This is a genomic window from Bradyrhizobium sp. SZCCHNR1002, from assembly GCF_032381435.1.
Lineage (GTDB): Bacteria > Pseudomonadota > Alphaproteobacteria > Rhizobiales > Xanthobacteraceae > Bradyrhizobium > Bradyrhizobium aeschynomenes.
The window spans coordinates 2,463,702-2,489,127 of sequence record NZ_JAUHIS010000001.1; the positions used below are offsets into that span (position 1 = coordinate 2,463,702).

The 25,426-nt window shown below is 64.4% G+C and carries 29 protein-coding genes; 21 read left to right on the forward strand and 8 right to left on the reverse strand.

Annotated features, from left to right (window positions below):
* The first annotated feature begins 129 nt into the window (after positions 1–129).
* Genes QX108_RS11075 through QX108_RS11090 form a run of 4 tightly spaced genes read left to right on the forward strand, consistent with a single transcriptional unit; the run spans position 130 to position 3,381 of the window.
* Positions 130–1,095, forward strand: a complete 966-nt coding sequence (locus tag QX108_RS11075) for a YVTN family beta-propeller repeat protein (protein ID WP_315781842.1) — start codon at positions 130–132, stop codon at positions 1,093–1,095.
* A complete protein-coding gene (locus QX108_RS11080) occupies positions 1,095–1,922 on the forward strand; it encodes an ABC transporter ATP-binding protein (RefSeq protein ID WP_409998506.1) in 828 nt (275 codons plus the stop codon). The genes QX108_RS11075 and QX108_RS11080 overlap by 1 nt, the downstream gene beginning before the upstream one ends.
* Positions 1,919–2,773, forward strand: a complete 855-nt coding sequence (locus QX108_RS11085) for an ABC transporter permease (protein WP_315781846.1) — start codon at positions 1,919–1,921, stop codon at positions 2,771–2,773. The genes QX108_RS11080 and QX108_RS11085 overlap by 4 nt, the downstream gene beginning before the upstream one ends.
* Complete coding sequence (locus QX108_RS11090; RefSeq protein ID WP_315781848.1) at positions 2,770–3,381, forward strand: hypothetical protein; 612 nt, start codon at positions 2,770–2,772, stop codon at positions 3,379–3,381. The genes QX108_RS11085 and QX108_RS11090 overlap by 4 nt, the downstream gene beginning before the upstream one ends.
* A gap of 32 nt (positions 3,382–3,413) precedes the next feature.
* Here QX108_RS11090 and QX108_RS11095 read toward each other — a convergent pair whose 3' ends face one another.
* Both QX108_RS11095 and QX108_RS11100 read right to left on the reverse strand, forming a co-directional pair.
* A complete protein-coding gene (locus QX108_RS11095) occupies positions 3,414–3,977 on the reverse strand; it encodes a PQQ-dependent catabolism-associated CXXCW motif protein (protein WP_315781850.1) in 564 nt (187 codons plus the stop codon).
* A gap of 5 nt (positions 3,978–3,982) precedes the next feature.
* Positions 3,983–4,852 carry a substrate-binding domain-containing protein gene (locus QX108_RS11100; protein ID WP_315721356.1) on the reverse strand — a complete coding sequence of 290 codons (870 nt, stop codon included), beginning with the start codon at positions 4,850–4,852 and terminating at the stop codon, positions 3,983–3,985.
* Positions 4,853–5,004: 152 nt separating this feature from the next.
* Here QX108_RS11100 and QX108_RS11105 point away from each other — a divergent pair, with 152 nt between their 5' ends.
* Positions 5,005–5,931 (forward strand): quinoprotein relay system zinc metallohydrolase 2, encoded by a 927-nt coding sequence (locus QX108_RS11105; protein ID WP_315781852.1) that lies wholly within the window; start codon positions 5,005–5,007, stop codon positions 5,929–5,931.
* A 56-nt stretch (positions 5,932–5,987) separates the two neighbouring features.
* Positions 5,988–6,809 carry a quinoprotein dehydrogenase-associated SoxYZ-like carrier gene (locus QX108_RS11110; RefSeq protein ID WP_315781854.1) on the forward strand — a complete coding sequence of 274 codons (822 nt, stop codon included), beginning with the start codon at positions 5,988–5,990 and terminating at the stop codon, positions 6,807–6,809.
* 23 nt (positions 6,810–6,832) lie between these two features.
* Here the strand turns inward: QX108_RS11110 and QX108_RS11115 are convergent, their stop codons facing one another.
* Positions 6,833–7,192, reverse strand: coding sequence for a hypothetical protein (locus QX108_RS11115; protein WP_315781856.1), 360 nt, complete (start codon positions 7,190–7,192; stop codon positions 6,833–6,835).
* A gap of 86 nt (positions 7,193–7,278) precedes the next feature.
* Between QX108_RS11115 and QX108_RS11120 the strand changes: the two genes are divergently transcribed.
* From QX108_RS11120 to QX108_RS11135, 4 genes are read left to right on the forward strand one after another with little or no spacing between them, the layout of a single operon-like run.
* Positions 7,279–8,259 carry an ABC transporter substrate-binding protein gene (locus QX108_RS11120; RefSeq protein WP_315781858.1) on the forward strand — a complete coding sequence of 327 codons (981 nt, stop codon included), beginning with the start codon at positions 7,279–7,281 and terminating at the stop codon, positions 8,257–8,259.
* Entirely contained in the window at positions 8,259–8,996 is a 738-nt protein-coding gene (locus tag QX108_RS11125; protein ID WP_315781860.1) for an ABC transporter permease, read from the forward strand. The genes QX108_RS11120 and QX108_RS11125 overlap by 1 nt, the downstream gene beginning before the upstream one ends.
* Positions 8,986–9,696 (forward strand): ABC transporter ATP-binding protein, encoded by a 711-nt coding sequence (locus tag QX108_RS11130; RefSeq protein ID WP_315781862.1) that lies wholly within the window; start codon positions 8,986–8,988, stop codon positions 9,694–9,696. The genes QX108_RS11125 and QX108_RS11130 overlap by 11 nt, the downstream gene beginning before the upstream one ends.
* Before the next feature lie 39 nt (positions 9,697–9,735).
* Positions 9,736–10,083, forward strand: coding sequence for a hypothetical protein (locus QX108_RS11135; RefSeq protein WP_315781864.1), 348 nt, complete (start codon positions 9,736–9,738; stop codon positions 10,081–10,083).
* Positions 10,084–10,096: 13 nt separating this feature from the next.
* Here QX108_RS11135 and QX108_RS11140 read toward each other — a convergent pair whose 3' ends face one another.
* Positions 10,097–10,309, reverse strand: a complete 213-nt coding sequence (locus tag QX108_RS11140) for a hypothetical protein (protein ID WP_315721364.1) — start codon at positions 10,307–10,309, stop codon at positions 10,097–10,099.
* Between the two features lie 216 nt (positions 10,310–10,525).
* Between QX108_RS11140 and QX108_RS11145 the strand changes: the two genes are divergently transcribed.
* The gene (locus QX108_RS11145) at positions 10,526–10,834 is read left to right on the forward strand and encodes an EthD family reductase (RefSeq protein ID WP_315721365.1); all 309 of its coding nucleotides are present in this window, start codon (positions 10,526–10,528) and stop codon (positions 10,832–10,834) included.
* Between the two features lie 135 nt (positions 10,835–10,969).
* Here QX108_RS11145 and pqqA read toward each other — a convergent pair whose 3' ends face one another.
* Both pqqA and QX108_RS11155 read right to left on the reverse strand, forming a co-directional pair.
* Complete coding sequence (pqqA, locus tag QX108_RS11150; protein WP_009031067.1) at positions 10,970–11,050, reverse strand: pyrroloquinoline quinone precursor peptide PqqA; 81 nt, start codon at positions 11,048–11,050, stop codon at positions 10,970–10,972.
* 224 nt (positions 11,051–11,274) lie between these two features.
* Complete coding sequence (locus QX108_RS11155) at positions 11,275–11,547, reverse strand: hypothetical protein (protein ID WP_315781866.1); 273 nt, start codon at positions 11,545–11,547, stop codon at positions 11,275–11,277.
* A gap of 381 nt (positions 11,548–11,928) precedes the next feature.
* Between QX108_RS11155 and QX108_RS11160 the strand changes: the two genes are divergently transcribed.
* The 3 genes from QX108_RS11160 to QX108_RS11170 are packed head-to-tail and all read left to right on the forward strand — an operon-like array spanning position 11,929 to position 14,895.
* The gene (locus tag QX108_RS11160) at positions 11,929–13,593 is read left to right on the forward strand and encodes a methanol/ethanol family PQQ-dependent dehydrogenase (RefSeq protein WP_172181721.1); all 1,665 of its coding nucleotides are present in this window, start codon (positions 11,929–11,931) and stop codon (positions 13,591–13,593) included.
* A gap of 25 nt (positions 13,594–13,618) precedes the next feature.
* Positions 13,619–13,960 carry a cytochrome c gene (locus tag QX108_RS11165; protein ID WP_315781868.1) on the forward strand — a complete coding sequence of 114 codons (342 nt, stop codon included), beginning with the start codon at positions 13,619–13,621 and terminating at the stop codon, positions 13,958–13,960.
* Positions 13,960–14,895: a transporter substrate-binding domain-containing protein gene (locus tag QX108_RS11170; RefSeq protein ID WP_315721368.1), complete on the forward strand. Its 936-nt coding sequence runs from the start codon at positions 13,960–13,962 to the stop codon at positions 14,893–14,895. Before QX108_RS11165 ends, QX108_RS11170 begins: the two co-directional genes overlap by 1 nt.
* Positions 14,896–15,009: 114 nt before the next feature.
* On the opposite strand, the gene QX108_RS11175 is transcribed toward QX108_RS11170, so the two are convergent.
* The gene (locus tag QX108_RS11175) at positions 15,010–15,963 is read right to left on the reverse strand and encodes a helix-turn-helix domain-containing protein (RefSeq protein ID WP_315721369.1); all 954 of its coding nucleotides are present in this window, start codon (positions 15,961–15,963) and stop codon (positions 15,010–15,012) included.
* Positions 15,964–16,370: 407 nt separating this feature from the next.
* On the opposite strand from QX108_RS11175, the gene xoxF5 reads away from it, so the two are divergent.
* From xoxF5 to QX108_RS11205, 6 genes are all read left to right on the forward strand, one after another.
* Positions 16,371–18,176, forward strand: coding sequence for a lanthanide-dependent methanol dehydrogenase XoxF5 (gene xoxF5 / locus QX108_RS11180; protein WP_315721370.1), 1,806 nt, complete (start codon positions 16,371–16,373; stop codon positions 18,174–18,176).
* A 132-nt stretch (positions 18,177–18,308) separates the two neighbouring features.
* A complete protein-coding gene (locus tag QX108_RS11185; protein WP_315726319.1) occupies positions 18,309–18,788 on the forward strand; it encodes a c-type cytochrome, methanol metabolism-related in 480 nt (159 codons plus the stop codon).
* A gap of 66 nt (positions 18,789–18,854) precedes the next feature.
* A complete protein-coding gene (locus QX108_RS11190) occupies positions 18,855–19,964 on the forward strand; it encodes an S-(hydroxymethyl)glutathione dehydrogenase/class III alcohol dehydrogenase (RefSeq protein WP_315781872.1) in 1,110 nt (369 codons plus the stop codon).
* Positions 19,965–19,997: 33 nt separating this feature from the next.
* Complete coding sequence (gene gfa, locus QX108_RS11195) at positions 19,998–20,561, forward strand: S-(hydroxymethyl)glutathione synthase (protein ID WP_172114152.1); 564 nt, start codon at positions 19,998–20,000, stop codon at positions 20,559–20,561.
* Between the two features lie 384 nt (positions 20,562–20,945).
* The gene (locus tag QX108_RS11200; protein ID WP_315721372.1) at positions 20,946–21,398 is read left to right on the forward strand and encodes a (2Fe-2S)-binding protein; all 453 of its coding nucleotides are present in this window, start codon (positions 20,946–20,948) and stop codon (positions 21,396–21,398) included.
* A gap of 2 nt (positions 21,399–21,400) precedes the next feature.
* Positions 21,401–23,734, forward strand: coding sequence for a xanthine dehydrogenase family protein molybdopterin-binding subunit (locus QX108_RS11205; RefSeq protein WP_315781874.1), 2,334 nt, complete (start codon positions 21,401–21,403; stop codon positions 23,732–23,734).
* A gap of 65 nt (positions 23,735–23,799) precedes the next feature.
* On the opposite strand, the gene QX108_RS11210 is transcribed toward QX108_RS11205, so the two are convergent.
* A complete protein-coding gene (locus QX108_RS11210; protein WP_315781876.1) occupies positions 23,800–24,174 on the reverse strand; it encodes a transposase in 375 nt (124 codons plus the stop codon).
* A gap of 307 nt (positions 24,175–24,481) precedes the next feature.
* On the opposite strand from QX108_RS11210, the gene QX108_RS11215 reads away from it, so the two are divergent.
* Positions 24,482–25,420 carry an acetamidase/formamidase family protein gene (locus QX108_RS11215; protein ID WP_315781878.1) on the forward strand — a complete coding sequence of 313 codons (939 nt, stop codon included), beginning with the start codon at positions 24,482–24,484 and terminating at the stop codon, positions 25,418–25,420.
* Positions 25,421–25,426: the final 6 nt, after the last annotated feature.

Sequence of the window (25,426 nt, forward strand, 5' to 3'; positions counted from 1 at the left end):
GAGGGTCTTGAGCGCGAACGGGGCGACGAAGGAAGTCCCGGATTTCGCCACATACACCACCCTCGTCCTGAGGAGCCCGCCAAAGGCGGGCGTCTCGAAGGACGGCCGCAGCTTCGCAGGTGTGTCGGCATGGCAGCATTACTGCTCACCGCCGCACTCTCGCTGGCCACCATCGCCCCCGCCTCCGCCTACGTCGCCTTCGTCTCGAACGAAAAGGGCAACACGGTCTCCGTCATCGACACCGACAGCTGGACCGTGACCAAGACCATCAAGGTCGGCCAGCGCCCACGCGGGATTGCGTTCACCCGGGACGGCAAGTTCGTGATGGTGGCGGTCGGCGACGACGACACCATCCAGGTGATCGATGCCAAGAAGATGGAGGTGGTCGACACCCTGCCCTCCGGCCCCGATCCCGAGCTGTTCGCGCAGGATGCCCAGGGCAAGACGCTCTATGTCGCCAATGAGAACGACAACACTGTCACCGTGCTCGACCTCGAGAAGCGCATCCGTATCGGCGACGTCCAGGTGGGCGTCGAGCCGGAGGGCATGATGCTGAGCCCCGACGGCAAGATCCTGATATGCACGTCCGAGACCACCAATATGGCGCATTTCATCGACACGGCGACGCGAAAGATCGTGGCGAATGTGCTGGTCGATGCGCGGCCGCGCTACGCCGAGTTCAAGACCGACGGCTCCGAGCTGTGGGTGTCGGCCGAGATCGGCGGCACCGTCTCGATCATCGATCCCGCCAAGCGCGAGGTGACCGGCAAGATCAAGTTCGCCGTGCCCGGCCTGCGCAGCGAGGCCATCCAGCCCGTCGGCATCGCCCTGACCAAGGACGGCAAGACCGGCTTCGTCGCGCTCGGCCCGGCCAACCGGGTCGCCGTCGTCGACGGAACGACCCACGAGGTGAAGAAATATCTGCTGGTCGGACAGCGCGTCTGGCACATGGAGTTCACGCCGGATGAGAAATATCTGCTCGTCACCAACGGCGTCTCCAACGACGTCTCGGTGATCGACGTCGCCGCGCAGAAGGTGATCAAGACGATCCAGGTCGGCGAGCTGCCCTGGGGCATCACGATTGCACAGCCATGATGACGCAGAACGCACCCGCCCTCGACGCGACGGGCCCAAGGCCGCAGCCGGCGTCCGATCAGGTGCCGGCGCTCTCGGTTGCCGGCGTCAGCCATTCCTATGGCGCACGCAAGGCGCTCAAAGACGTCAGCTTCACCGTGAAGCCCGCGAGCTTCACCGCCCTGCTCGGCCTCAACGGCGCCGGCAAGAGCACGCTGTTCTCGCTGATCACGCGGCTGTTCGCAGTTCAGTCCGGACAGATCAACATCTTCGGCCATGACATCGGCCGCACGCCGGGCGAGGCGCTGCGGCTGCTCGGCGTCGTGTTCCAGCCGCGTACGGTCGATCTCGATCTGTCGCTGCGGCAGAACCTGCTCTACCACGCCGCGCTGCACGGCATTGCGCGCCGCGAGGCGCTTGCCCGGAGCGAGGAGCTGCTGGCCCGCATCGGCCTTGCCGACCGCGCCGGCAACAAGGTGCGCGACCTGTCGGGCGGCCAGATGCGCCGCCTGGAGATCGCCCGCGCGCTGCTGCACCGGCCGCGCCTGCTGCTGCTCGACGAGGCCACCGTCGGGCTCGACGTCAAGGCCCGTGCCGACATCGTCGGTCATGTCCGCCAGCTCGTCACCGAGCAGGGCATCGGCGTACTCTGGGCGACGCATCTGTTCGACGAGATCGCCGCGACGGATGATCTCGTGGTCCTGCATCAGGGCCGCGTGCTGGCGCGCGGTCTCGTGCCGCAGGTGATCGCCGAGGCCGGCGCCTCCGACGTGAATGCCGCGTTTGCGCGGTTGACGACACAGCCCAGCCAGTCCAGCGCTTCTCCACTGCGGAGCGCAGAGTCATGACCGTCACGACCGTCCACTCACCCGCGCCCGCACGAAGCGGCTTCTCGGCCGGCGAATACATCACCTGCCTCATCGGCATCGTCTGGCGCGAGGGGCTGCGCTTCCTGCATCAGCGCGAACGCTTCGTGTCGGCGCTGGTGCGGCCGCTGGTGTGGCTGTTCATCTTCGCCGCCGGCTTCCGCCAGGTGCTAGGCATCTCGATCATCCCGCCCTACGAGACCTACATTCTCTACGAGGTCTATATCGCGCCCGGCCTGATGGCGATGATCCAGCTGTTCAACGGCATGCAGTCGTCGCTGTCGATGGTCTACGACCGCGAGATGGGCAACATGCGCACCCTCTTGGTGAGCCCGCTGCCGCGCGGCTATCTGCTGTTCTGCAAGCTCCTCGCCGGCACCGCCGTCTCCGTGCTCCAGGTCTACGCCTTCCTGGTCATCGCCTGGTTCTGGGACATCACGCCGCCGCCGATGGGCTATCTCACCGTGCTGCCGGCCCTGATCCTGTCCGGCTTGATGCTCGGCGCGCTGGGCATGCTGATCTCCTCCGGCATCAAGCAGCTGGAGAACTTTGCCGGCGTCATGAACTTCGTGATCTTCCCGATGTTCTTCGCCTCGTCGGCGCTCTACCCCTTGTGGCGCGTCGAGGAAGGCAGCCCGTGGCTTGCGTATCTCTGCGAAGCCAATCCCTTCACCCACGCGGTCGAGCTCATTCGGTTTGCGCTGTACGGCAAGCTGAACTGGGTGTCGCTCGCGGTGGTCGGCGGCTGCACCGCCGTGTTCATGATCGGCGCGATTCTGGCCTACGATCCGTCGCGCGGGTTTGTCAGGCGGGGTCCCGGAGGCGAGGCATGAGGGTGAGATCGAGTTTGCTGGCCATCGGCCTGATCGCATCGGCCGCCACCGCGCAAGCGGCCGATCCGCGCTATCCCGACTGGCCCTGCCCGCAGGCCAAGGTGCCGGAGATCTCGATTGCAGCGGTCTGGGCCGGCCCCCCGATCGACGATGTCGGCACGAGCTGGAAGGACGATGCCAAGATTGCCGCGCTCGTCGCGAAGCTCGCCGCACGCCGCATCCCGCTGGAGCAGGCGCAGAAGGACGTCGCCGATTTCCTCACCGGCACGGCCGACGAGAAGACCCGCAAGGGCAAGCTGCTGTTCGCCGGCCTGTTCGACACCCTCAACGCCCAGCGGACCTCGGTCATGAATGGGCTCGAACGTGTGATGCGCAAGCAGCGCGAGGCCGTCGACAAGGTGCGCGGCGACACCATCGCGCTCCAGGGAATGCACAGCAGCGCCTCGCCGGATCAGGCCAAGATCGAGGAGATGACCAACCAGCTGAACTGGGAGACGCGGATCTTCGAGGACCGCCGGAGCGTGATGAAGTTCGTCTGCGAGGTCCCGACCGCGATCGACCAGCGCCTCTTCGCGCTCGCCCGCGAGATCCAGCAGGACATGGAGTAGCTCTGCGGATGTCCTACCCGCGACCCGATCGCTCACTCCTCCGGCCGCGGCTCTGGCTGCGTCTGCTGCAGCGGCAGGTCGGCGCGAGCCCAGCCATCAGTGCCGTCGGGGTACCAGGCGACGTTGCGGTAGCCGTAGGTCAGCGCGCGCTTGGCGGCGTTCCACGACATCCAGCAGTCTTCGAGGCAGTAGAACACGAGCAAGCGACCCAGATCGCCGTCGGACGCGCGTGCCAGTCCTCGCTTCAGGTAGTCCTCCGTCGGCGCCGCCAGCACGCCATAGCCGGTGTCAGGCAGCCAGATGCTGCCGGGAATGTCGAGGCGCGGCTGCTCGCGCCACACCGTTCCGGCCGGCAGGTTCTTCGGCTTGGGCGGCCGCGGCAGCACGTCGATGAAGGCTGCGGACCTGGCGTGCCAGATGGCTTCGGTCTCCTGCGTCGACAGCACACGCGCGCCGGCCAGCGTGGTCGGCACCGGCGCGCGGTAGTTCTCGGTCCGATAGCTGTCCGGCTCGACCACGAGCTCATCAGCCCACGCGGCCGCCGCGATCAGCAGCAGCACGCCGGCCAGGACAGCTGCGGTGAGCCGAACGAGCATGATGCCTACTTGGCAGCCTCCGCGGTGATCAGATGATTGCTCTCATCCAGCAGCGGCACGCCGTAGTCGAGCAGGATCTTGTTGATCTCGCTCTGGTTCTCCTGGATCAGCTTGTTGAGTTGCCGGCGCCAGTTCTGGTCCGCGCCGCGCACGCCCATCGCGATCCGGTAGATCAGCTTCGGCCCCGACGTCTCCTTGACCAGCGGCGTCACGCGGAGTTGCGGGCTCGCCTGTTTCGCATAGTAGCCGGCCATCGGCCCCCACAGCACGCCGGCATCGATCTCGCCGGACTTCAGATCGTTGATCATCGCCTCGGCCGAGGAATCCACGCGCGTATCGACCATCAGGGGATAGGGCTTCGCCGTCGGCATCAGCCCGGCGAGCGCCATGTTGGTCGCGGGCGGCGTCCCCGCCACGATACCGATGTGCTTGCCCTTGAGCTTCGCGTCCTCCAAGGTCGTCACGTCGGCAAGCTCGGAGCCCGGCTTCGTCACGATCGCGTAGGCCGTCCGGTAGTAGGGACTCGTGCTCTGCACCAGATCGTCCCCTTGCGGGAAGCCCATGATGACGTCACAGCGATGCGACCCGAGCGTCATGCGCACGAAGCCGGTGGCCTGCGGAAAGAACGTATAGTCGACCTTCTTCTGCAGCTTGGCGGCCAGGAAATCGGCCAGCTTGTTCTCGAAGCCCTCGCCCTTCTCGTTGGAGAACGGCAGGTTGCGGGGGTCGGCGCAGACCCTCAGCACCTTGGGATCGACCAGCTCGATCGACAGGTCCAGGCCGTCATTGCTCTGGGCGTAACAGGCGGCCGGTCCGAGCAGACTAAGCCCCGCGGCAACGGCCAGCGAGCAGACAACAGTGCGACGCTTCGTCATTCTTATTTCCATCCCTATGGAGCGCATCGAGGTATTTTTGAAAATGCTAGGCCGCCTGCCTCGCGGGCGCAACAGCTGCTGTCATCGCGAAGAGTTGACCGTCTGTTGCGCCGCAGCGCCTGCGGGTTGTCGCACATGAGCAAGGCGAGCCGATGATGAAGCAACTCATTCTCGCCATCGCCGCATGGGGCGCCGTTGCGATCGGCAGCTCGGCCGATGCGGGGGCGTCACAACTCGAGGTCAGCGAGATTGCGCCCGGCGTGTTCGTGCATATCGGCCAGACGGCGCTGATGAACGCAGAGAACGAAGGCGCCATCGCCAATGTGGGCTTCGTCATCGGCAACGACGCGGTCGCCGTCATCGACACCGGCGGCAGCGTCCGGGAAGGACGCGCTCTGCTCGCCGCGATCCGCGCCCGCACCACCAAGCCGGTCCGCTATGTCATCAACACCCATGCTCACCCGGATCACGTGTTCGGGAACGCCGCCTTCGAGGGCGAGGGAGCAAGCTTCGTCGGCGCCAAGAACCTGCCCCGCGCGCTCGCCGTGCGCGGACCACATTATATCGAGGCGTTCCGACGGCTGATGGGCGCCGAGTTGATCGACGAGGTGCGCCTCGTCGCCCCCGCGATCCTCGTCGATGACCAGACGGTGCTCGACCTGGGCGGCCGCGCGCTCACGCTGAAGGCCTGGAGCACCGCACATAGCGACTGCGATCTCACCGTCTATGATGACCGGAGCCAGACTCTGTTTGCCGGCGATCTCGTGTTCCTGCGCCACATCCCCGTGATGGATGGCAGCCTGCGTGGCTGGATTGCGGACCTTGCGGGGCTCGCGACGATCCCCGCCGCGCGCGTGGTGCCGGGTCATGGACCCGTCAGCGAATGGCCCCTGGCGCTCAGCGATGAGCAGCGCTACCTCGACACATTGGCCAGCGACGTTCGCGAGCTGATCAAGGCGGGCAAGCCAATTGCGGATGCGGCGGGAGCCGCCAGGTCGGAACGGGACAAATGGGAGCTGTTTGGCGACTATAATGCGCGCAACGCCACGGCGGCATTCTCGGAATTGGAATGGGAATGACCTCGGGGACGCGCTATGATCTTCAACCTGCCAGAACGCTTTTGGAGGACTGCGCCATGATCCGGCTCCGCCTGCCGTCCACATTGCTTCTCGGGGTATGCCTCGCATTCGCCTTCGCACCTGCGAAAGCCGCCGATGGCTACGATCCCTGGCCGGGACTGGTCCAGGACATCTTCAACAACAAGGCGATGCAGGACGGCGCCAATGTGCTGTCGATCGAGATGCCGACGCGCGCCGAGGATGCCTCGGTGGTTCCGGTCACCCTGCGCAGCAAGCTGTCGCCGGCCGACGGGCGCCGCATCAGGACCATCACGCTGGTGATCGACCAGAATCCGGCGCCGATGGCGGCCAAGTTCACGCTCGGCCCCGATGCCAACGTGAGCGCGATCTCGACCCGCGTCCGCGTCAACAACTACACGGATGTCCATGCCGTGGCCGAGCTGACCGACGGCCAGCTCTACGTCGTGAAGACGTTCGTGAAGGCCTCCGGCGGCTGCTCGGCGCCGGCGGCGAAGAATCCGGACGAGGCCAAGGCGCGGATCGGCCAGATGCGTTACAGGCAGTTCGCGCAAGCCGGCGAAGGCGCCACCAGCGGCATGCGTGAAGCGCAGGTGATGGTTGGCCATCCGAACAATTCCGGACTGCAGATGGACCAGTTGACGCAGCTGTACATCCCCGCCTTCTTCGTCGATCAGCTGACGCTGTCGCAGGACGGCAGCCTCGTGCTGTCGGTCGAGGGCGGCATTTCGATCTCGGAGGATCCGAACATCCGCTTCACCTATGTATCCAACGGCGCCAAGCACTTCCGTGCCGAGGCCCGGGATACGCAGGGCCACGTGTTCGAGCGCGAGTGGCCGGCGGAGGGTTCAGGCACCTGATGGAGGGGCAAGGCCGAACGGCATCAGAAGCATCTCACTTCGGCCTCGGCCTGCGCGCGGCGGAGATCGTTCAGCGCGTTGGCGGCCTGCTCGGAGGTGCGGAACTGGGTGCCGAGATTGCTCTTCACCTGGGACATGCTGAGCACGGTCTCAGCCGTGACATAGCGCTCATAGGGAATGATCGAGGCGATCACGTCGATCGAGCAGGAGCATCGCGCGATCGACTGGCGGGACTCGCCATTCGCCTTCATGCAGCCGAACACATATTCGGCCCGGGCCGAGGTCGGATAGTCGTTGAGATCCTCGGCACGAGACGGAGCACTCGTGCCGATCATGGCGACACAAAAGGCGACAATCGGTCCTACCGAAACAGCACAACGCATCACAGTCCTCCGCGGCATCGCAGCCGAAGCTATGCTAAGGGAATGAGGCTGAAAAGAACACTCCTCGAGGAAACGCAGACGGGCTCATGATGCGGATCGGTCGCTTGTTGATCGCACTATTCGCCTGCGCCGTGCTGCCGGTTTCGGCATGCTGCGCCGCCGAGACCGTCCGGGTTGCAGTGCAGAAGACCGGCACATTCGCCTGGGAACTGGCTGTCATCCGCGCGCACCAGCTCGACAAGCAGGCGGATATCGCGATCGATGCGGTCGAGCTCGCAAGTCCCGAGGCCGGCAAGATCGCGTTGCGCGCCGGCAATGCCGACATCATGGTGTCGGACTGGCTCTGGGTCTCGCGCGAGCGCACGCTCGGCGCCAAGCTGACCTTCTTCCCCTATTCGAGCGCGCTCGGCGCCGTGATGGTGCCGGCCAATTCGCCGCTCAAGACACTCGCCGATCTCAAGGGACGCAAGCTCGCAGTGGCCGGCGGCCCGCTGGACAAGAGCTGGCTGTTGCTGCAAGCCGCTCTGAAGCGCGACGGCGTCGAATTGAAGTCGCAGGCGACTATCACCTATGGCGCGCCGCCGCTGCTCGCCGCCAAGCTCGCCGACGGCGAAATGGACGCCGGCTTGAACTACTGGAATTTCTGCGCGGCGCTCGAGGCCAAGGGCTTCCGCCGCCTCGCTGGTGTCGAGGATCTGCTGCCGCCGTTCGGCGCCAAGGGCCGCACGGCGATGATCGGCTACGTGTTCGACGAGGACTGGGCCGGCAAACATCGCGATCTCGTTGCACGCTTTCTGTCCGTCACGGCCAAGGCCAAGGAGATCCTGGCCAAGTCGGACGCCGACTGGCAGACCATCGCGCCTCTGACCGGCGCGCCGGACGAGGCCACATTGCGCGCCTATCGCAATCGGTACCGCGAGGGCATTCCGCGCCGCTCAGTTGCGGAGGAAGAGGCCGACGCCCGCATTCTCTATGGCGTGCTCGCCGCGATCGGCGGTCGCGATCTGGTCGGCCCCGCCGCTGAGCTCAGCCCCGGCACCTATTACAGGGCGAATGCGAGGGATTAGTGCTGCGGCTGTTGTCCTTTGCGCTTCTGCTGGCCACCTGGTGGGTGGCCGCGACCGTCGCCGGCAGCACCAAGCTGCCGCCCCCCTCGGCCGTGCTGGCGGTTGCAGTGGCGGAGGCCAGGTCTGGCGCGCTGTTTCTGCATCTCGGCGCCACGCTCGCCCGTGTCGCGCTGGCCTTCACGCTCTCGATGGCGATCGGGTCGGCGCTCGGCTACTGGATGGGGCGCAGCCGGCTCGCCAACCGCCTCGGCGATCCCTGGCTGATCCTGCTGCTCAATCTGCCGGCGCTGGTGGTGATCGTGCTCGCTTATATCTGGGCCGGCCTCACCGAGGTCGCCGCCATCGCCGCGATCGCGATCAACAAGCTGCCGACGGCCGTCGTGACCTTGCGCGAGGGCGCCCGCGCGCTCGATCCGTCGCTGGATGAGATGGCGAAGGTGTTCGCCTTCCCGCGCGGCCGAATCCTGCGCCATGTCCTGCTGCCGCAGCTTGCGCCTTATATCGCGGCTGCCGCGCGTTCGGGCCTGTCGCTGGTCTGGAAGATCGTGCTGGTGGCCGAACTGCTTGGTCGGCCCAACGGCATCGGCTTCGAGATCGGCGTCGCTTTCCAGCTGTTCGACATCCCGCTGCTGCTCGCCTACTCGCTCAGCTTCGCCGCCGTGGTGCTCGTGATCGAAGCCGTCATCGTCCAGCCGTTCGAGCAGCGCGCATCAAGGTGGCGGCTCCGTGCGGCTTGAGGTCGATATCAGATCGAAGAGCTACACCAGCGCCAATGGCAAGCGCCAGGAGGTGATCAGCGGCATCGCGTTTGCGCTGCAAAGGGGCGAGGTCGGCGTCGTCGTCGGCCCGTCCGGCTGCGGCAAGAGCACGATGCTGCGAATCCTTGCCGGGCTCGACCTCGACTATCAAGGCCAGGTGTCGCAACCCGCCGGCGCGCGGCTGGCGATGGTGTTTCAGGAGCCGCGATTGTTGCCGTGGCGATCCGTGGAGGACAACGTCAGGCTCGCGGCGCCCGATGTGGCGGAGGACCGGCTGGCCGCGATCTTCGGCGTGCTCGAGCTCGGAGCCCACCGCACGCATTTTCCAGGAGAGCTGTCGCTCGGCCTCGCCCGCCGCGTGGCTCTGGCGCGGGCCTTTGCCGTCGAGCCGGACTTCCTCATCCTGGATGAGCCACTGGCTTCGCTCGACGACGCGCTGGCCGCGCGGCTGCGCGAGGAGATCGCGACGCTGGTCGCTTCGCGGCCGATGATCACGCTCCTCGTCACGCACAGCATGGACGACGCCGTGCGGCTCGGGGATCGCATCTTCCTGTTGTCCTCGCGCCCTGCCCGCCTGCTTCACGCGGTCACGATCGACGTGCCGCGCGCGCAGCGCAGCAACGCGGATGTCGCTGCGCTCAAGGCCGATCTGGCGCGATTGGATTTTTCCGTGTCATAGTCATGGCAATCGATGGACATCGGACGCTCGGGACATGCCATGAGACTCGCCTTTGCCGTGACGGCCATCCTTCTGTCGGCCCTGCCGACCACCAGCTTCGCGCAGGGCAAAGGCATCCGGCTGTGGAATCTGACCACCGCGACGATGACCGGCTTCCAGCTGTCGCCGGCCGGCCAGAACAATTGGGGACCGAACCAGACCTTGAACGACAAGGACAAGGAGCTCGATCACGACGAGCGGTTGAAGCTGACCGGGATCGAGCCCGGACGCTACGATGCCAAAGTGAGCTATTCCGGCGACCGCCAATGCATCGTCCGCGACCTCGACGTCAAGCCCGACGCCATCATCCAGGTCGCGGACAAGGACCTCAAGGAGTGCACGAACTAAGCCGCGAAGCGACTCAGGCCTTGTCGTTGCTATGGGGGTACTCGCAGCGCCACCGCACCGCCGTCCATTTCGGGTGCTCGCCGACCCATCGGGCGATATAGGGCGGCGCCTTCATCGCACATTGCTGCAATGAAGCTCCGCCATCGGCGAAAACGAGATGCCGCTCTTCGCAGTTGGATGGCGACAGGACCGCGCAGACGGTGATGACGAGATCGATGGGGCTCATGGCTCAGTGTCCTTCGATAAGCCTGACGACGACAGACTATCTCAAACTACGACGACGGGCTGCATCGGTTTCCCGGTCCACACCAGATTATGGTGGAACCGGTCGGAAACGACCATCATCCGGCCCATCGAGTCCAGACGCTTGATCCGGACCGGCAGATCGGCTGCAATGTCCGTGGTCGATCGACCTTTAAAAAAGCGCATGCGGAGGAAGCAGATGCCCAAGGTTCTCGTACTCTACAAGACGCCGAAGAGCGCCGAGGCGTTCGACAAGCACTACATGAATGTCCATGTCCCCTTGGCAAAGAAGATTCCGGGCCTGAAGAGCTACGACATCAGCCGCGGCCCGGTGAATGGGCCGGCAGGTCCCACCAACATCCACCTCGTCGCCACCCTGGTGTTTGACTCGATGCAGGCGCTGCAGGCGGGGATGGGCTCGGCCGAGGGCAAGGCGGCAGCGGGGGATCTGCCCAATTTCGCCGACGGCGGCGTGGACCTCTATATCTTCGACACGCAGGACGTCTGAGCGATCGACGATCGCATTCGTTCGACGGCTCGCCGTTACGTCCGATCGGCCGATGCGCCGGTCGGCCCCGACAATGGATCCGCCAAGCCAGCCCGAAGCAGACGTCGCTCGGGTGGCTTGGCAGATCGCTAGTCGCTACTTGCGCGCCGCGCAGGCATACATGTTGATTTCCATGCCCACCGGCACTTCGACGATCTTCGGTGTCTTCCAGGCCATTTCGAGCTCCCAAATTCAGACTATCATTGACTGGCGCTTCGCTCGCGCCAACGCCGAAGCTAGGACCGCGTCCGAGAGAACGCAAGGCTCGACGGCCCGGAGCGCGTCCGGTTGCTAGTCGCTTGCTTGAACGAAGCGAACGCCCACGGCCGGACGTGACGGCGTTCCGCCTCATTTCTCACACGAGATCGCGACAATCCCCGCCCTGTCAGGGTTTCTGCCGCTCACGCGCCGCCCGGCTGCACGTAGCAGAACACATATCGGTTGCGGCTCAGGAAGATGATGCCGTGACCTGTGGGATTTCCCTTGTCCCATTTCAGCTTGTGATCAGGGACCTCGATTTCGGTGCCGATATCGACGTGCGGACGCCCACGTGGTGCATCGGGCCTGTCATCGGTGATGACCACATAGGTCTTGCCATCCCGCACATGGATCTCGTCGGCAAAATACGCGTCAGCCTCACCGCAACACGACGACGTCGGCGCGTCGGGCTGCATCAGGGCTTCGTACCATTGGCGCAACGCCGGATCGGCTGCTCCCCATTGCCCGACATCACGCGCACTCGCACTCACCCAGAGGCAACAAAGCATGCCGAGCCAAAGGATGGTTCGTGTCATCCGCCACTCCTCATGTTAGCCCGGCATGCTGCAACGAAGCAATGTTCATGCCGCAAAGCAGCATGAACGAGATGAGATCCTGCAGCTCGCAAGCGCGCTGCAGGCACAATGGCCTGACTGCCCAGCTCGGGCTGACTGGGATGATGTCCCGATCGAGCGGTGCTGACTGCCAGCTTTTCGTATTGACGCTTCCCGATTTCGAGCGGAGTGTTGTTCCCGCAGCGTCAGGATAGGCGCGCATAAAAATCTTGGAGGAAATGAATGAAGCGGATCGCGCTGGCCGCAGGCCTCGCCATTTTTGCATCACATGGTGCAAGCGCGCAGAGTGCCGATCAGTTGATCAAGGGTGCAACTGATACGGCGAACGTCCTCAATTACGGCATGGGCTACAATCTGCAGCGGTTCAGCTCGCTCACGCAGATCAACAAGGACAACGCCAAGAATCTCGTTCCGGTCTGGAACTACAGCTTTGCCGATGACCGCAGTGAGGAATCGCAGCCGCTGGTGTACCAGGGCGTGCTCTACGTCACGACCCACAATGCGACGATGGCGGTCGACGCCAAGACCGGCAAGCAGATCTGGAAGAGCAAGATCGAATATCCGGCAGAGACGCCGCGCGTGGTCTGCTGCGGCATCATCAACCGTGGCGCCGCGCTGTACGACGGTAAGCTGTTCCGAACGACGCTCGATGCCAACGTGATCGCGCTCGATGCCAAGACCGGCAAGGAGCTGTGGCGACAGAAGGCCGCGGATATCAAGGAAGGCTATTCGATGACGGTCGCGCCGCTCGTCGCCAATGGCGTCGTGCTGACCGGCATCTCTGGCGCCGAGTTCGGCACGCGTGGCTTCATCGATGGCTGGGATCCGGCGACCGGCAAGCATCTGTGGCGAACCCACACCGTTCCGAGCCCGGACGAGCCCGGCGGCGACACCTGGAAGGGCGACACCTGGAAGCTCGGTGGCGGCTCGACCTGGATCACGGGATCGTACGACCCCGAGCAGAACACCGTGTTCTGGGGCGTCGGCAACCCCGGCCCATTCAACGCGGCAGTGCGCCCGGGCGACAATCTCTACACCTGCTCGGTGCTCGCGCTCGATCCGAAGACCGGCAAGATCAAATGGCACTTCCAGTTCTCGCCGAACAATCCGTTCGACTATGACGCCGTCGCCGAGATGGTGCTTGCCGACATGAACGTCGAAGGCAAGCCGACCAAGGTGCTGATGAACGCCAACCGTAACGGCTTCTTCTACGTGCTCGATCGCACCAACGGCAAGCTGCTCGCCGCCAACCCCTATGTGAAGGTGAACTGGGCCTCCAGCATCGACATGAAGACCGGCAAGCCGGTCGAGACCGATGTCACGCGTGATGCGCGCGAGGGCAAGAAGGTCACCGTTTACCCCTCGATTCTCGGCGGCAAGAACTGGGAGCCGATGTCGTTCAATCCGCAGACCGGCTTGGCTTACGCCAACACGCTGGTGTTCGGCGGCCACTACAAGACCGAGCCGGCGACCTATAAGGCCGGCGAGTGGTACCTCGGCATGGATCTGACTGACCTCTGGGATTGGCCGGAAGGTCCGCGCGGTCAGCTCAAGGCCATCGATCCGATGACCGGCAAGACCAAATGGGAGCAGCCGAGCGACATCCCGCGCTTCTCCGGTGTGCTGTCGACCGCGGGCGGCGTGGTGTTCTCGGGCAAGCTGACCGGCGAGTTCGAGGCGTTCGACGCCGACAGCGGCAAGAAGCTCTGGCAGTTCCAGACCGGCTCCGGCATCGAAGGCCAGCCCGTCACCTGGCAGCAGGACGGCGTTCAATATGTCGCCGTGACCTCCGGCTATGGCGGCGTATACTCGCTGTTCTCAGGTGACGAGCGCCTCGCCAACGTTCCCGCTGGCGGCTCGCTCTGGGTCTTCGCGGTCAAGAACTGAGTGCGGATTGCCCGTGAGACAGAACATGTTCATGAGAACGGCGGCGACCTTCGCCGCCGTCGTGGCGACGTCGGCCGTGCTTTCCGCGGCCGCCTTCGCTCAGCAGCAGGACGGCACCGCCGCTCACAGCCCGATCGACCTCGGCAAGACGACATTCGCGCAGAAATGCTCGCATTGCCATGGCCCGAACATGGTGACCTCCGGCACGGTCACTCCCGACCTGCGCCGCTTTCCCGACGATCAGCCGCGTTTCGTCACCACGGTAAAGCAAGGCAAGAACGGCCGCATGCCCCCCTGGGGTGACATTCTCAGCGATGACGAGATCACCGCGCTTTGGGCCTATGTCTCGAGCCGGAGAGCGCAGTGATGCACCGTCTCGTCTATTGCGTGGCGGCATTCATGATGTTGACGGCATCGACAGCGGCCAAGGCCACTGACGATGTCCTCCGACTCTGCCTCGACGAAAATCTTCCGCCGCTGTCGCTCCATCATCGCGGCAAACCCGGCAGCGGCTTTGACGTCCTGCTGGGCCAGGCAATCGCTGACCGTCTCGGCAGGACGCTCGAAATCCAGTGGTTCGAGAGCAAGCTGGACGAGGACTCATCTCCGGCACTGGAAGCGAACGCGCTGCTGTCGGACGGACGCTGTTCACTGCTGGGGAGCTATCCCTTCACGCAGGACGGGCTGGTCGCGCCTGGGGTCAAAACGGCGAAGTTACCGGATTTCGATGGCGCGACGCGCGACGATCGCCGGCGCCGCGTTGCGCTCGACAAGCTGATGCCGAGCAGGCCTTACCTGTTCTCGAGCTTGACCGTCGTTCTCGGCCCGGCCGCCAAAGCGCGTCGGATCAGTGATATCGGCGATCTGGCCGGGCTGCGGCTCGCGATCGAAAGCGGCACGTTGGCGGACGCGATCCTGATGACGTTCGACAAGGGCCGCCTGATCGACGACATCACTCATCTGATTCCGACGCGGGATGATCTGCTCGGCGCTCTGGAACAGGGAAAGTTCGAAGCAACGCTGCTTGATGGCAGACGCTTCGATGCCTACCGGGCCGCTCATCCCGACAGCAAGCTCGTCGCCTCCGGCTACAATTATCCGATCGGCGCCAACCGGGGTTATGTCGCACTGTCCGGTTCGGCGGAACTGCTGGCGGCGGTCAATAAGATCCTGGCGGAGTTGGAAGGGTCTGGAGAGCTTGCCAAGCTGGCAGGGACTGCCGGCCTGACCTATCTGCCGCCCCGCGCGCCAATCATTCTTGGTGATGCGTTCCAGAAAATCATCCGGAGCGGCGCACGCTAGAGCATGAACCGGAAAAGTGCGCAGCGGTTTTCCGAAAAGATCATGCGCAAACAACAATCTAAAGCGCGATGACGATTCGTCCTGATCTCATCGCGCTTTAGCGCGGCTGCATATTCAATCCGCGCGCGCTGCCGTCTTGTGAACCGACGAAGGCACCACACCGAAATACTTCCGGAACACGCGACTGAAATGCGACGAGCTCGAAAAGCCCCATGAGAACGCGACGTCCGTGATGGTCTTGCCGGTCTGCGTCTCCAGCTCCTGGCGGCAATGCTGCAGCCGGGCGCGCCAGATATAGTCGCTCACGGTCATGCCACGGTCGCTGAAGACCATATGAAGATAGCGCTTGGTACAACCTAAGGCTGCCGAAATCTGATCGATGCAGAGGTCGGGATCGCGAAGGTGCTCGCGGATGAAAGCCTGTGCCCTGATGTAGACGGCCTCGGGTCCGGCACGATCCAGCATCCGATCGGCTTCGCGGAGCGGCAGCAGCAGCAGATCGATCAGCGACTCGGCGACGCTGGCCGCCGAGTTCGGAGACAGCCGGGTCGCCTCATCGAAGGCGGCATGCGTCACGTCGTGCGCGATCCGGCCGGTGCCGCTGCGCGCCGACAGCTTGTAGGCCGGCATCTTCTCGGACCGGAAGCCGCGCTCCTGCAGCAGTTCCTTGGGCACGATCACGACGTCATGGCGCGTCAGCGCAGGGCTGATGATGGTGTGCGGCGACGAGACGTCATAGGCCAGGCAATCGCCGGGGCCGATCTCGATCTGGCGGCCATCCTGCTCGAAGTAGGAGGTTCCGTAGGTCTGGAACAGAATCTTGATGTAGGGATGCGCAACCTTCTGCGCACGGGCATAGGTATGCGCAATGCGGTGCTGGCTGGCCTCGATCTGGCACAGCTTCAGCCGCGACACCGTCGTGAAATTGATACGGCCCTCGAACGAAGCCCCCTCGAGAGGGTCGACATCGAAACGTCCGCAGAGATCGGTCAGTGCATCTGACCAACGCTGTATCTGGCTCCTGGGCGAAAACCCCGAGGTAGTAAGCGAGCGGATCGTATCGGACATATTCATCCACCGATTCAAGATCGAGACGCAACGGGTCCGCCGCAGGACGGCGGATGAGAATGCTGCAAGATTACTCCGATTTTAAGGCCGCGATATCCCTCGCGACGCATCAGTTCCATAAAACGCCCGCAACGATCCTCCGCCTTCGTCCCTGTAAGGTCAAGAAAAACATCAACCTTCGGTGGAACCCGCATGCTGTGAATTGATGCTCTGCAACAAGAATGCGCCCGATGTTGCGGACCAGCAAAGCAAAATCTCCTGCAAAAACTTCGGTTCGCTTCACTCTTGAGCAAGCTCTTTTCTCTTTTGGGCAAGTTTCCCGATCGGGAAGTGGATAATCAATGATGCCGAAAACGAATACTGGGCCGCTTTCTGCGGAACCTCAGTTGAACCCGGGAGGAAAGACGATGCGAAGAGTGCTACTCGCAACATGTCTGACGTCAGTCGCGGCGCTCGCCGCGGGTGGCGCATGGGCCAGCGAAGAACTGGTCAAGATGTCGGCCAACCCGAAGGACTGGGTGATGCCGGCGGGAGACTACGCCAACACGCGTTACTCCAAGCTCAACCAGATCAACGCGCAGAACGTCGGCAAGCTGCAGGTCGCGTGGACCTTCTCCACGGGCGTGCTGCGCGGCCATGAAGGCGGACCGATCATCGTCGGCAACATGATGTATGTGCATACGCCGTTCCCGAACAAGGTCTACGCCATCGATCTGGCGAACGACAACAAGATCGTCTGGAAGTACGAGCCCAAGCAGGATCCGAACGTCATTCCGGTGATGTGCTGCGACACGGTGAATCGTGGCGTCGCTTATGGTGACGGCAAGATCTTCCTGCACCAGGCCGACGACAAGCTGGTGGCGATCGATGCCAAGAGCGGCCAGCAGGTCTGGACCGCCGTCAACGGCGATCCGAGCAAGGGCCAGACCGGCACCTCGGCGCCGCTCGTCGTCAAGGACAAGGTCCTGGTCGGCACCTCCGGCGGCGAGTTCGGCGTCAACTGCCACCTGACGGCGTACGACATCAAGACCGGCAAGCAGGCCTGGAGAGCACATTCTCAAGGTCCGGACGACCAGATCCTGTTCGATGCGAACACCACGTCGCTCGGCAAGCCGGTCGGCAAGGACTCGAGCCTGAAGACCTGGCAGGGCGACCAGTGGAAGACCGGTGGCGGCTGCACCTGGGGCTGGATCTCCTACGATCCGCAGCTCGACATGGTCTACTACGGATCGGGCAACCCCTCGACCTGGAATCCGAAGCAGCGTCCCGGCGACAACAAATGGTCGATGACGATCTTCGCGCGCGCGGCCGACACCGGCGTCGCGAAATGGGTCTATCAGATGACGCCGCACGACGAGTGGGACTATGACGGCGTCAACGAGATGATCCTGTCGGATCAGGCGGTCAACGGCCAGCCGCGCAAGCTGCTGACCCACTTCGACCGCAACGGTCTCGCCTATACGCTCGATCGGTCCAATGGCGAGCTCCTGGTCGCCGAGAAGTACGATCCGAAGGTCAATTGGACCACGGGCGTCGACATGGACAAGAACTCGGCGACCTATGGCCGCCCGAAGGTCGTCGACCAGTACTCGACCGACAAGCAGGGCGAGGACGTCAACACCAAGGGCATCTGTCCGGCGGCGCTCGGCACCAAGGATCAGCAGCCGGCCGCCTACTCGCCGGAGACGCAGTTGTTCTATGTACCGACCAACCATGTCTGCATGGACTACGAGCCCTTCAAGGTGAGCTACACCGCAGGTCAGCCCTATGTCGGCGCGACGCTGTCGATGTATCCGCCTGCGGGTGACACCCATATGGGCAACTTCATCGCTTGGGACGGCAAGACCGGCAAGATCGTCTGGTCGAACAAGGAGCCGTTCTCGGTGTGGTCGGGCGCGCTCGCAACGGCCGGCGGCGTGGTGTTCTACGGAACGCTCGAAGGCTACCTCAAGGCTGTCGACGCCAAGACGGGCAAGGAGCTCTACAAGTTCAAGACTCCGTCCGGCATCATCGGCAACGTCACGACCTATGAGAATGGCGGCAAGCAGTACGTTGCCGTGCTCTCGGGTGTCGGCGGCTGGGCCGGTATCGGTCTTGCAGCGGGCCTGACGGATCCGACCGCCGGTCTCGGTGCCGTCGGCGGCTACGCGGCGCTGAGCAACTACACCGCGCTCGGCGGCACGCTCACCGTGTTCTCGCTCCCGCAGCAGTGAGCTGAGCAATCTGCTTCCGGCGCATGGATCTTGTCCATGCGCCGGTTCGCCTGCCTCGAAAATTTGGGGATGACGCCCTTGCGTAAGATTCTGATTGCGGTCGCCGCGGCCCTGTGCGCGGCAGCCGGCACCATGAGTGTGGCCGGGAACGCCTGGGCGGAAGGCCCGGGAGATCCAACGGCCGTCAAGTCCGAAGACGGGAAGTATTTCGATAAGGATGGCGATCCAACCTACAAGGTGGGCGCCGATGGATCGGTGGACTGGTACACCTACTCCGGATACCGCCGTTATCATTCCGAATGCCACGTCTGCCACGGCCCCGACGGCATGGGCTCCACCTACGCGCCGGCGCTCAAGGACTCGGTCAAGAACATGAGCTATGGCGACTTCATCGGCGTCATCGCCAGTGGCCGCAAGAATGTCAGCTCGTCCCAGGAAAACGTCATGCCGGCCTTCGGCGACAATCCGAACGTGGCCTGCTACATGGACGATCTCTACATCTACCTGCGCGCCCGCGGCAATGACGCGGTGGGACGCGTCCGCCCGGCCAAGCATGAGGGCAAGCCGCCTGCCTATACGGAAGCGGAGAACTCCTGCATGGGCAAGAAATGATCGACGATGGGGACCGCGAGCTGGGCAGCGTCGCGGGCCCGAGAGACTGAAACAGGAGTTTGAGACATGAAGACGCGCGCCGCGGTCGCTTTCGAAGCCAAGAAACCGCTGGAGATCGTCGAGGTGGACCTCGAAGGGCCGAAGGCCGGCGAGGTTCTGGTCGAGATCAAGGCGACCGGCATCTGCCATACCGATGCCTATACGCTCGACGGTTTCGACAGTGAGGGTATCTTCCCCTCGATCCTCGGCCATGAGGGCGCCGGCATCGTGCGCGAGGTCGGCCCCGGCGTCACCTCGGTGAAGGCCGGCGATCACGTGATTCCGCTGTACACGCCGGAATGCCGGCAGTGCAAGAGCTGCCTCAGCCGCAAGACCAATCTCTGCACCGCGATCAGGGCGACGCAGGGCAAGGGCCTGATGCCCGACGGCACCTCGCGCTTCAGCTACAAGGGCCAGACGATCTACCACTACATGGGCTGCTCGACCTTCTCGAACTTCACGGTGTTGCCCGAGATTGCGGTGGCGAAGATCCGCGAGGACGCACCGTTCGACAAGAGCTGCTACATCGGTTGCGGCGTCACCACGGGCGTCGGCGCCGTGGTCAACACGGCCAAGGTCACGCCGGGTTCGAACGTGATCGTGTTCGGCCTCGGCGGCATCGGTCTCAACGTCATCCAGGGCGCCCGGATGGCGGGCGCCGACAAGATCATCGGCGTCGACCTGAACGACGGCAAGGAGGAATGGGGCCGTCGTTTCGGCATGACCCATTTCGTCAATCCCAAGAAGGTCACCGGCGACATCGTCCAACATCTGGTCGCGCTGACCGACGGCGGCGCCGACTACACCTTCGACTGCACCGGCAACACCACCGTCATGCGTCAGGCGCTGGAAGCCTGCCATCGCGGCTGGGGCGAATCGATCATCATCGGTGTCGCCGAAGCCGGCAAGGAAATCGCCACCCGCCCGTTCCAGCTCGTCACCGGACGCGTCTGGAAGGGCACGGCGTTCGGCGGCGCGCGCGGGCGCACCGACGTTCCCAAGATCGTCGATTGGTACATGAACGGAAAGATCGAAATCGATCCGATGATCACCCACACGCTCACGCTCGAAGAGATCAACAAGGGCTTCGACCTGATGCATGAGGGCAAATCGATCCGTTCCGTCGTCGTGTTCTGACCCCAAGCACGCAAACATGAGGAGGATTGCGCCATGACTGTCCACATCCATCCGTCCGTTGACAACGGCGTCAAACAGGGAAGCGGCCACTTCGCCGGCGGCACGCTGGTCTGCAAGTGCCACGATCGCCCGGTGAAGGTCGGCATCACCGGTGACGTGGCTCACAACCACGCCTGCGGCTGCACCAAGTGCTGGAAGCCATCCGGCGCGACCTTCTCCGTCGTGGCCGTCGTGCCGCGGCAGAACGTCGCGGTTCTGGAGAACGGCGACAAGCTGAAGATCGTCGATCCCTCCGCCGTCATCCAGCGCTATGCCTGCACCGGTTGCGGCACGCACATGTATGGCCGCATCGAGAACACCGGTCACCCGTTCTACGGCCTCGACTTCATTCACCCCGAGCTGTTCCAGGAGCAGGGCTCGGCCGCACCGGGCTTCGCCGCCTTCGTTTCCTCGGTGATCGAATCGGGCGTGAAGCCGGAGCAGATGGGCGAGATCCGGGCGAGGCTGAAGGAGCTGGGGCTCGAGCCCTATGACTGCCTGTCGCCGGCCCTCATGGATGCGATTGCCACCCACGTGGCGAAAGCAAAGGCGGCCTGACGGCCGCAACGTACCAAGCGTACCAACTGAAGCGTTCCTTCCTGAAGACTTGGTGCCTCGCCTGCCTATGTGCCGGCGAGGCATTCTTTCTTTTGGCCGGCCCTCCCTCGACGCCCTTGCTGACGTTGTATCCGGTCTCGCGATGCGCGAAGGCGCGCCGCCAATGCCATCGCTTCGAATTGCACCGCACGGGACCGCGTACAGCTGGTGGCAGCGCCTGCAACACACGCGCCTGTGTAGACCGGCATCCCTCCCGGTCTGCTATCATGAGTGGCTTTCCGACAACTCAATTGATCCGGCGCGTGCACCAGGGACATGTGGTCCCGCGCGCGTCCACCAACGATCAGAACCAACGACCATTGGTCCGACAGAGCGAGGGCGAACATGATCAAGGTGAAAATCAACGGACAGGAGCAGAGCTGGGATGGCGATCCGAGCCTGCCGCTGCTGTGGTATCTGCGCGATGAGCTCGGGCTCACGGGGAGTAAATATGGCTGCGGCCAGGCGCTGTGCGGCGCCTGCACCGTGATGGTCGACAAGGAGGCCGCGCGCGCCTGCATCACCGCGGTGTCGGATGTCGCGGGCCGCGAGGTCACCACCATCGAAGGCCTGCATCCGACCGGCGACCACCCGGTGCAGAAGGCGTGGCGGCAGGTCAACGTCCCGCAATGCGGCTTCTGCCAGGCCGGGCAGATCATGCAGGCGGCGGCGCTGCTCAACCAGAATCCGAAGCCCTCGCATGATCAGATTCGCGACGCGATGGCCGGCAACATCTGCCGCTGCGGTTGCTATCAGCGCATCGAGAATGCGGTCCATCTGGCCTCGACGGGGGTGTGATCATGAGCATCATCGCAAATCCCGAGATCGCAAAGCCCGCATCGCGCCGCGGCTTCGAACGGCATCTCAAGGTGGAAAACGTTTCGCGTCGCGCAATTCTGCAGACGCTGGGACTGGCCGGCGGCTTCGTGCTCGCCGCCCCCTTGTTGTCGCGCCCGGCGTTCGCCGCCTATGAGACCGGCGCCGGCAAGATGCCGCATGGCACCGTGGTCGATCCCAAGATCTTCGTGTCGATCGCACCCGACGGCATCGTGTCGATCCTCGCCCATCGCTCTGAGATGGGCACGGGCGTGCGCACCAGCCTGCCGCTGATCGTCGCCGAGGAGATGGAGGCCGATTGGTCGCGCGTGCGCGTCGTGCAGGCGCCCGGCGACGAGGTGAAGTTCGGCAACCAGGATACCGACGGCTCGCGCAGCACGCGGCACTATCTCCTGCCGATGCGCCAGATCGGCGCGATGGCGCGGGCGATGCTGGAGGCGGCTGCCGCCAAGAAGCTCGGCGTGCCCGCAAGCGAGGTGAAGGCGGTCAACCATGAGGTCGTGCACAGCGCCAGCGGCAAGCGCCTCGGCTTCGGCGAGCTCGCGGCCGACGCCGCCAGCCAGCCGGTGCCCGCGGTCGACACCATCAAGCTCAAGTCGCCGAAAGACTTTCGCTATCTCGGCAAGGGCCAGGTCAGCATCGTCGACCTGCACGACATCACCGTCGGCAAGGCGCATTATGGTGCCGATGTCCGCCTGCCCGGCATGAAGTACGCGGTCATCGCCCGGCCGCCGGTCACCGGCGGCAAGGTGAAGTCGTTCGATCCGGCCGAGGCGCTCAAGGTGTCCGGCGTCGAGAAGGTGCTCGAGGTCAAGGGCTGGCCGTGGCCGTCGAAGTTCCAGCCGCTTGGCGGCGTCGCCGTGATCGCGCGCAACACCGGTGCGGCGATCAAGGGCCGCGACGCGTTGAAGGTCGAATGGGACGACGGCCCCAATGCAGCCTACGACTCCGTCGCCTACCGCGCCGAGCTCGAATCGGCCGCGCGCCAGCCCGGACTCGTCGTGCGCCAGGAAGGTGATGTCGAAGCGGCGCTGAAATCGGCCGACAAGGTCATCATCGGCGAGTACTATCTGCCGCATTTCGCCCATGCCAGCATGGAGCCGCCGGTCGCGGTGGCCGACGTCAAGGGCGACAAGGCCGAGATCTGGGCGCCGGTGCAGAGCCCCGGCGGCACCCGCGAGGATGTCGCCAAGACGCTGCAGATCCCGATCGAGAACGTGACGGTCAACGTCACCCTGCTCGGCGGCGGTTTCGGCCGCAAATCGAAATGCGACTTCGCGCTCGAAGCCGCCCTGCTCTCCAAGGAGCTGGGCGCGCCCGTGAAGGTGCAGTGGACGCGTGACGACGACATCCAGCACGACTTCCTGCACACCGTCTCGGTGGAAAGGATCGAGGCCGGGCTCGACAAGTCCGGCAAAGTGGTGGCGTGGCGTCACCGCAGCGTTGCGCCGACGATCCTGTCGACCTTTGCGGCGGGCGCTGATCACGCCGCGCCGTTCGAGCTCGGCATGGGCCTCGTCGACATGCCGTTCGAGATCGCCAACATCCAGTGCGAGAACCCCGCTGCCAAGGCGATGACCCGCATCGGCTGGTTCCGCTCGGTCTCGAACATCCCGCGCGCCTTCGCCGTGCAATCGATGATGGGAGAGATCGCCGCCGCCACCGGTCGCGACCAGAAGGACATGCTGCTCGAACTGATCGGCAGTCCGCGCATCGTCAAGCTCGCTTCGGTGAAGGATCTCTGGAACTACGGCGAGCCCTATGAGAGCTACCCGATCGATACCGGGCGGCTGCGCCGGGTCGTCGAGTTCGTCGCCGAGAAGGGCAATTGGGGCCGCAAGGTCGGCAAGGGCCGTGGCCTCGGCATCGCCGCTCATCGCAGCTTCGTCAGCTACATCGCCACCATCGTCGAGGTCGAGGTCGACGACAAGGGCAAGCTGACGGTGCACCAGGTCGACAGCGCGATCGATTGCGGTGTCTTCGTCAACCCCGAACGCATCGCCTCGCAGCTCGAAGGTGCCGCGATCATGGGACTGAGCCTCGCCAAATACGGCGAAGTCAGCTTCAAGAACGGCCGGGTGCAGCAGCGCAACTTCGACGACCATCCGGTGGTCCGGATCGACGAGGCACCGCTCATCACCAACGTCCACATCGTGCCGGCTGATCCCGAAACGCCGCCGAGCGGCGTCGGCGAGCCGGGCGTGCCGCCGTTTGCGCCGGCGCTGGCCAACGCGATCTTTGCCGCCACCGGCAAGCGTCTGCGCGCGCTGCCGATCGGCAAGCAGCTCGCGATCTAAGACGACGAGCCCGTCATCGGCCGGAGCGATCCGGCCGATGATCCCTTCAACAGAACGGCAACGAGCTAGCGGCCGTAGCGTACCGAGGCATAACGGCCGATCACGGCGCCGCGGGCCTGTCCCGGCGCACCGGCCACGCCATGAGGCGTGCTGCCGCAATCCTGGCGCAGCGGTGCCGGCGCGACCTTCGGGGCAACGGCGGCATTCGGCTGCCCCTCGACGAGCTTGGTCACCAGCGAGCGCAGCCGCTGGTTCTCGATCTCCAGCTCCTTCAAATGGCGCAGGGCAGGACTGGTGAGACCGCCATAGCGCTGGCGCCAGCGATAAAAGGTGCGCAGCGACACGCCGGCCGTGCTGCAAATTTCGGCAATCGGAACACCCGACTCCGCCTCGCAAAGCAAAACCAGGATCTCGTGCTCGGTGTGCAGGGAACGTCGCATGCTCACAGACCCCTACGCGGCCAACAGGTCTATTCTCGCATGAATTCCATGAGCTTGGTAGTACCCAGGCGCATGGCCCTCGGGACCGCGCGTCACCGATGCGCACGGCGGGAACGGTCAAGGGCGACGGCGTGGAATCGCCGGGGTCTGCCGGCGCCACGTCGCCGATTGGCAAAATTGACATCAGCGGAAGACGTCCCGTCGATCTGCCGGGGCCGTGAGCAAAGCTGACCAGTTTTTGGCATTGCCGCCCGCCGCATCCTGCCTTGTTATCAGCGCCGAGACCCGAGCCCGACGGAGACAGCCCATGTCCAAACGCCACGAGATTCCCGCGACGCATGAGAGCATGGTGTGGGGCTATCTCGACAGCACGACCCCACCGGTCCTCGAGGTCGCCTCCGGCGACACCGTGACGCTGCATTCGTTCCCGGCCGGCGGCAAGGAAACCCTCCCCGAAGACCGCAGCATCGTTCCGCCCGCCTATCTCACCGCGCTTGACACCATGATCCAGGGGCCGGGCCCGCATTTCATCACCGGGCCCGTCTATGTGAAGGGCGCGCAGCCCGGCGATACGCTGCAGGTCGACATCCTCAGCTGCAAGGTCAGCCAGGACTGGGGCTTCGTCTCGATCCTGCCTTTGCTCGGCACCCTGCCCGAGGAATTCACCGACTACGAGACCATCCACCCGAAGGTCGATCACGAGCGCCAGGTCTGCATCATGCCCTGGGGCACGGAGATCGCGCTCGATCCGTTCTTCGGCATCATCGCCACCGCGCCGCCGCCGGCGTGGGGGCGGTGCGGCTCGCCGGTGCCGCGCAGCTTCGGCGGCAACATGGACAACAAGGAGCTGCGGCCCGGCACGACGCTGTATCTGCCCGTGTTCAACGATGGCGCGCTGTTCTTCGCCGGCGACGGCCACGGCGTGCAGGGCGACGGCGAGGTCTGCATCACCGCGCTGGAGACCGGCGTCAGCGGCACCTTCCGCCTCACCGTGCGCAAGGACATGGATGTCACCTGGCCGTTCGCCGAGAATGCCACGCACCTGATGTCGATCGGCCTCGACGAGGATCTCGACGACGCCGCCAAGCAGGCGGTGCGCGAGATGGTCAAGCACGTCTGCGCCCGCACCAACCTGTCGCGCAACCAGGCCTACATGCTGTGCTCGCTGGCCGGCAATCTGCGCGTCACCCAGCTGGTCGACGGCAACAAGGGCATCCACATGCTGCTGCCGAAGGCGTATCTCTAGTCCCTC

Coding starts and splice junctions, on each gene's coding strand:
- QX108_RS11075 (WP_315781842.1), top strand. CDS start 130: ATGGCAGCATTACTGCTCACCGCCGCACTCTCGCTGGCCACCATCGCC.
- QX108_RS11080 (WP_409998506.1), top strand. CDS start 1,095: ATGACGCAGAACGCACCCGCCCTCGACGCGACGGGCCCAAGGCCGCAG.
- QX108_RS11085 (WP_315781846.1), top strand. CDS start 1,919: ATGACCGTCACGACCGTCCACTCACCCGCGCCCGCACGAAGCGGCTTC.
- QX108_RS11090 (WP_315781848.1), top strand. CDS start 2,770: ATGAGGGTGAGATCGAGTTTGCTGGCCATCGGCCTGATCGCATCGGCC.
- QX108_RS11095 (WP_315781850.1), bottom strand. CDS start 3,977: ATGCTCGTTCGGCTCACCGCAGCTGTCCTGGCCGGCGTGCTGCTGCTG.
- QX108_RS11100 (WP_315721356.1), bottom strand. CDS start 4,852: ATGACGAAGCGTCGCACTGTTGTCTGCTCGCTGGCCGTTGCCGCGGGG.
- QX108_RS11105 (WP_315781852.1), top strand. CDS start 5,005: ATGATGAAGCAACTCATTCTCGCCATCGCCGCATGGGGCGCCGTTGCG.
- QX108_RS11110 (WP_315781854.1), top strand. CDS start 5,988: ATGATCCGGCTCCGCCTGCCGTCCACATTGCTTCTCGGGGTATGCCTC.
- QX108_RS11115 (WP_315781856.1), bottom strand. CDS start 7,192: ATGCGTTGTGCTGTTTCGGTAGGACCGATTGTCGCCTTTTGTGTCGCC.
- QX108_RS11120 (WP_315781858.1), top strand. CDS start 7,279: ATGATGCGGATCGGTCGCTTGTTGATCGCACTATTCGCCTGCGCCGTG.
- QX108_RS11135 (WP_315781864.1), top strand. CDS start 9,736: ATGAGACTCGCCTTTGCCGTGACGGCCATCCTTCTGTCGGCCCTGCCG.
- QX108_RS11140 (WP_315721364.1), bottom strand. CDS start 10,309: ATGAGCCCCATCGATCTCGTCATCACCGTCTGCGCGGTCCTGTCGCCA.
- QX108_RS11145 (WP_315721365.1), top strand. CDS start 10,526: ATGCCCAAGGTTCTCGTACTCTACAAGACGCCGAAGAGCGCCGAGGCG.
- pqqA (WP_009031067.1), bottom strand. CDS start 11,050: ATGGCCTGGAAGACACCGAAGATCGTCGAAGTGCCGGTGGGCATGGAA.
- QX108_RS11155 (WP_315781866.1), bottom strand. CDS start 11,547: ATGCAGCCCGACGCGCCGACGTCGTCGTGTTGCGGTGAGGCTGACGCG.
- QX108_RS11160 (WP_172181721.1), top strand. CDS start 11,929: ATGAAGCGGATCGCGCTGGCCGCAGGCCTCGCCATTTTTGCATCACAT.
- QX108_RS11165 (WP_315781868.1), top strand. CDS start 13,619: ATGTTCATGAGAACGGCGGCGACCTTCGCCGCCGTCGTGGCGACGTCG.
- QX108_RS11170 (WP_315721368.1), top strand. CDS start 13,960: ATGCACCGTCTCGTCTATTGCGTGGCGGCATTCATGATGTTGACGGCA.
- QX108_RS11175 (WP_315721369.1), bottom strand. CDS start 15,963: ATGTCCGATACGATCCGCTCGCTTACTACCTCGGGGTTTTCGCCCAGG.
- xoxF5 (WP_315721370.1), top strand. CDS start 16,371: ATGCGAAGAGTGCTACTCGCAACATGTCTGACGTCAGTCGCGGCGCTC.
- QX108_RS11185 (WP_315726319.1), top strand. CDS start 18,309: ATGAGTGTGGCCGGGAACGCCTGGGCGGAAGGCCCGGGAGATCCAACG.
- QX108_RS11190 (WP_315781872.1), top strand. CDS start 18,855: ATGAAGACGCGCGCCGCGGTCGCTTTCGAAGCCAAGAAACCGCTGGAG.
- gfa (WP_172114152.1), top strand. CDS start 19,998: ATGACTGTCCACATCCATCCGTCCGTTGACAACGGCGTCAAACAGGGA.
- QX108_RS11200 (WP_315721372.1), top strand. CDS start 20,946: ATGATCAAGGTGAAAATCAACGGACAGGAGCAGAGCTGGGATGGCGAT.
- QX108_RS11205 (WP_315781874.1), top strand. CDS start 21,401: ATGAGCATCATCGCAAATCCCGAGATCGCAAAGCCCGCATCGCGCCGC.
- QX108_RS11210 (WP_315781876.1), bottom strand. CDS start 24,174: ATGCGACGTTCCCTGCACACCGAGCACGAGATCCTGGTTTTGCTTTGC.
- QX108_RS11215 (WP_315781878.1), top strand. CDS start 24,482: ATGTCCAAACGCCACGAGATTCCCGCGACGCATGAGAGCATGGTGTGG.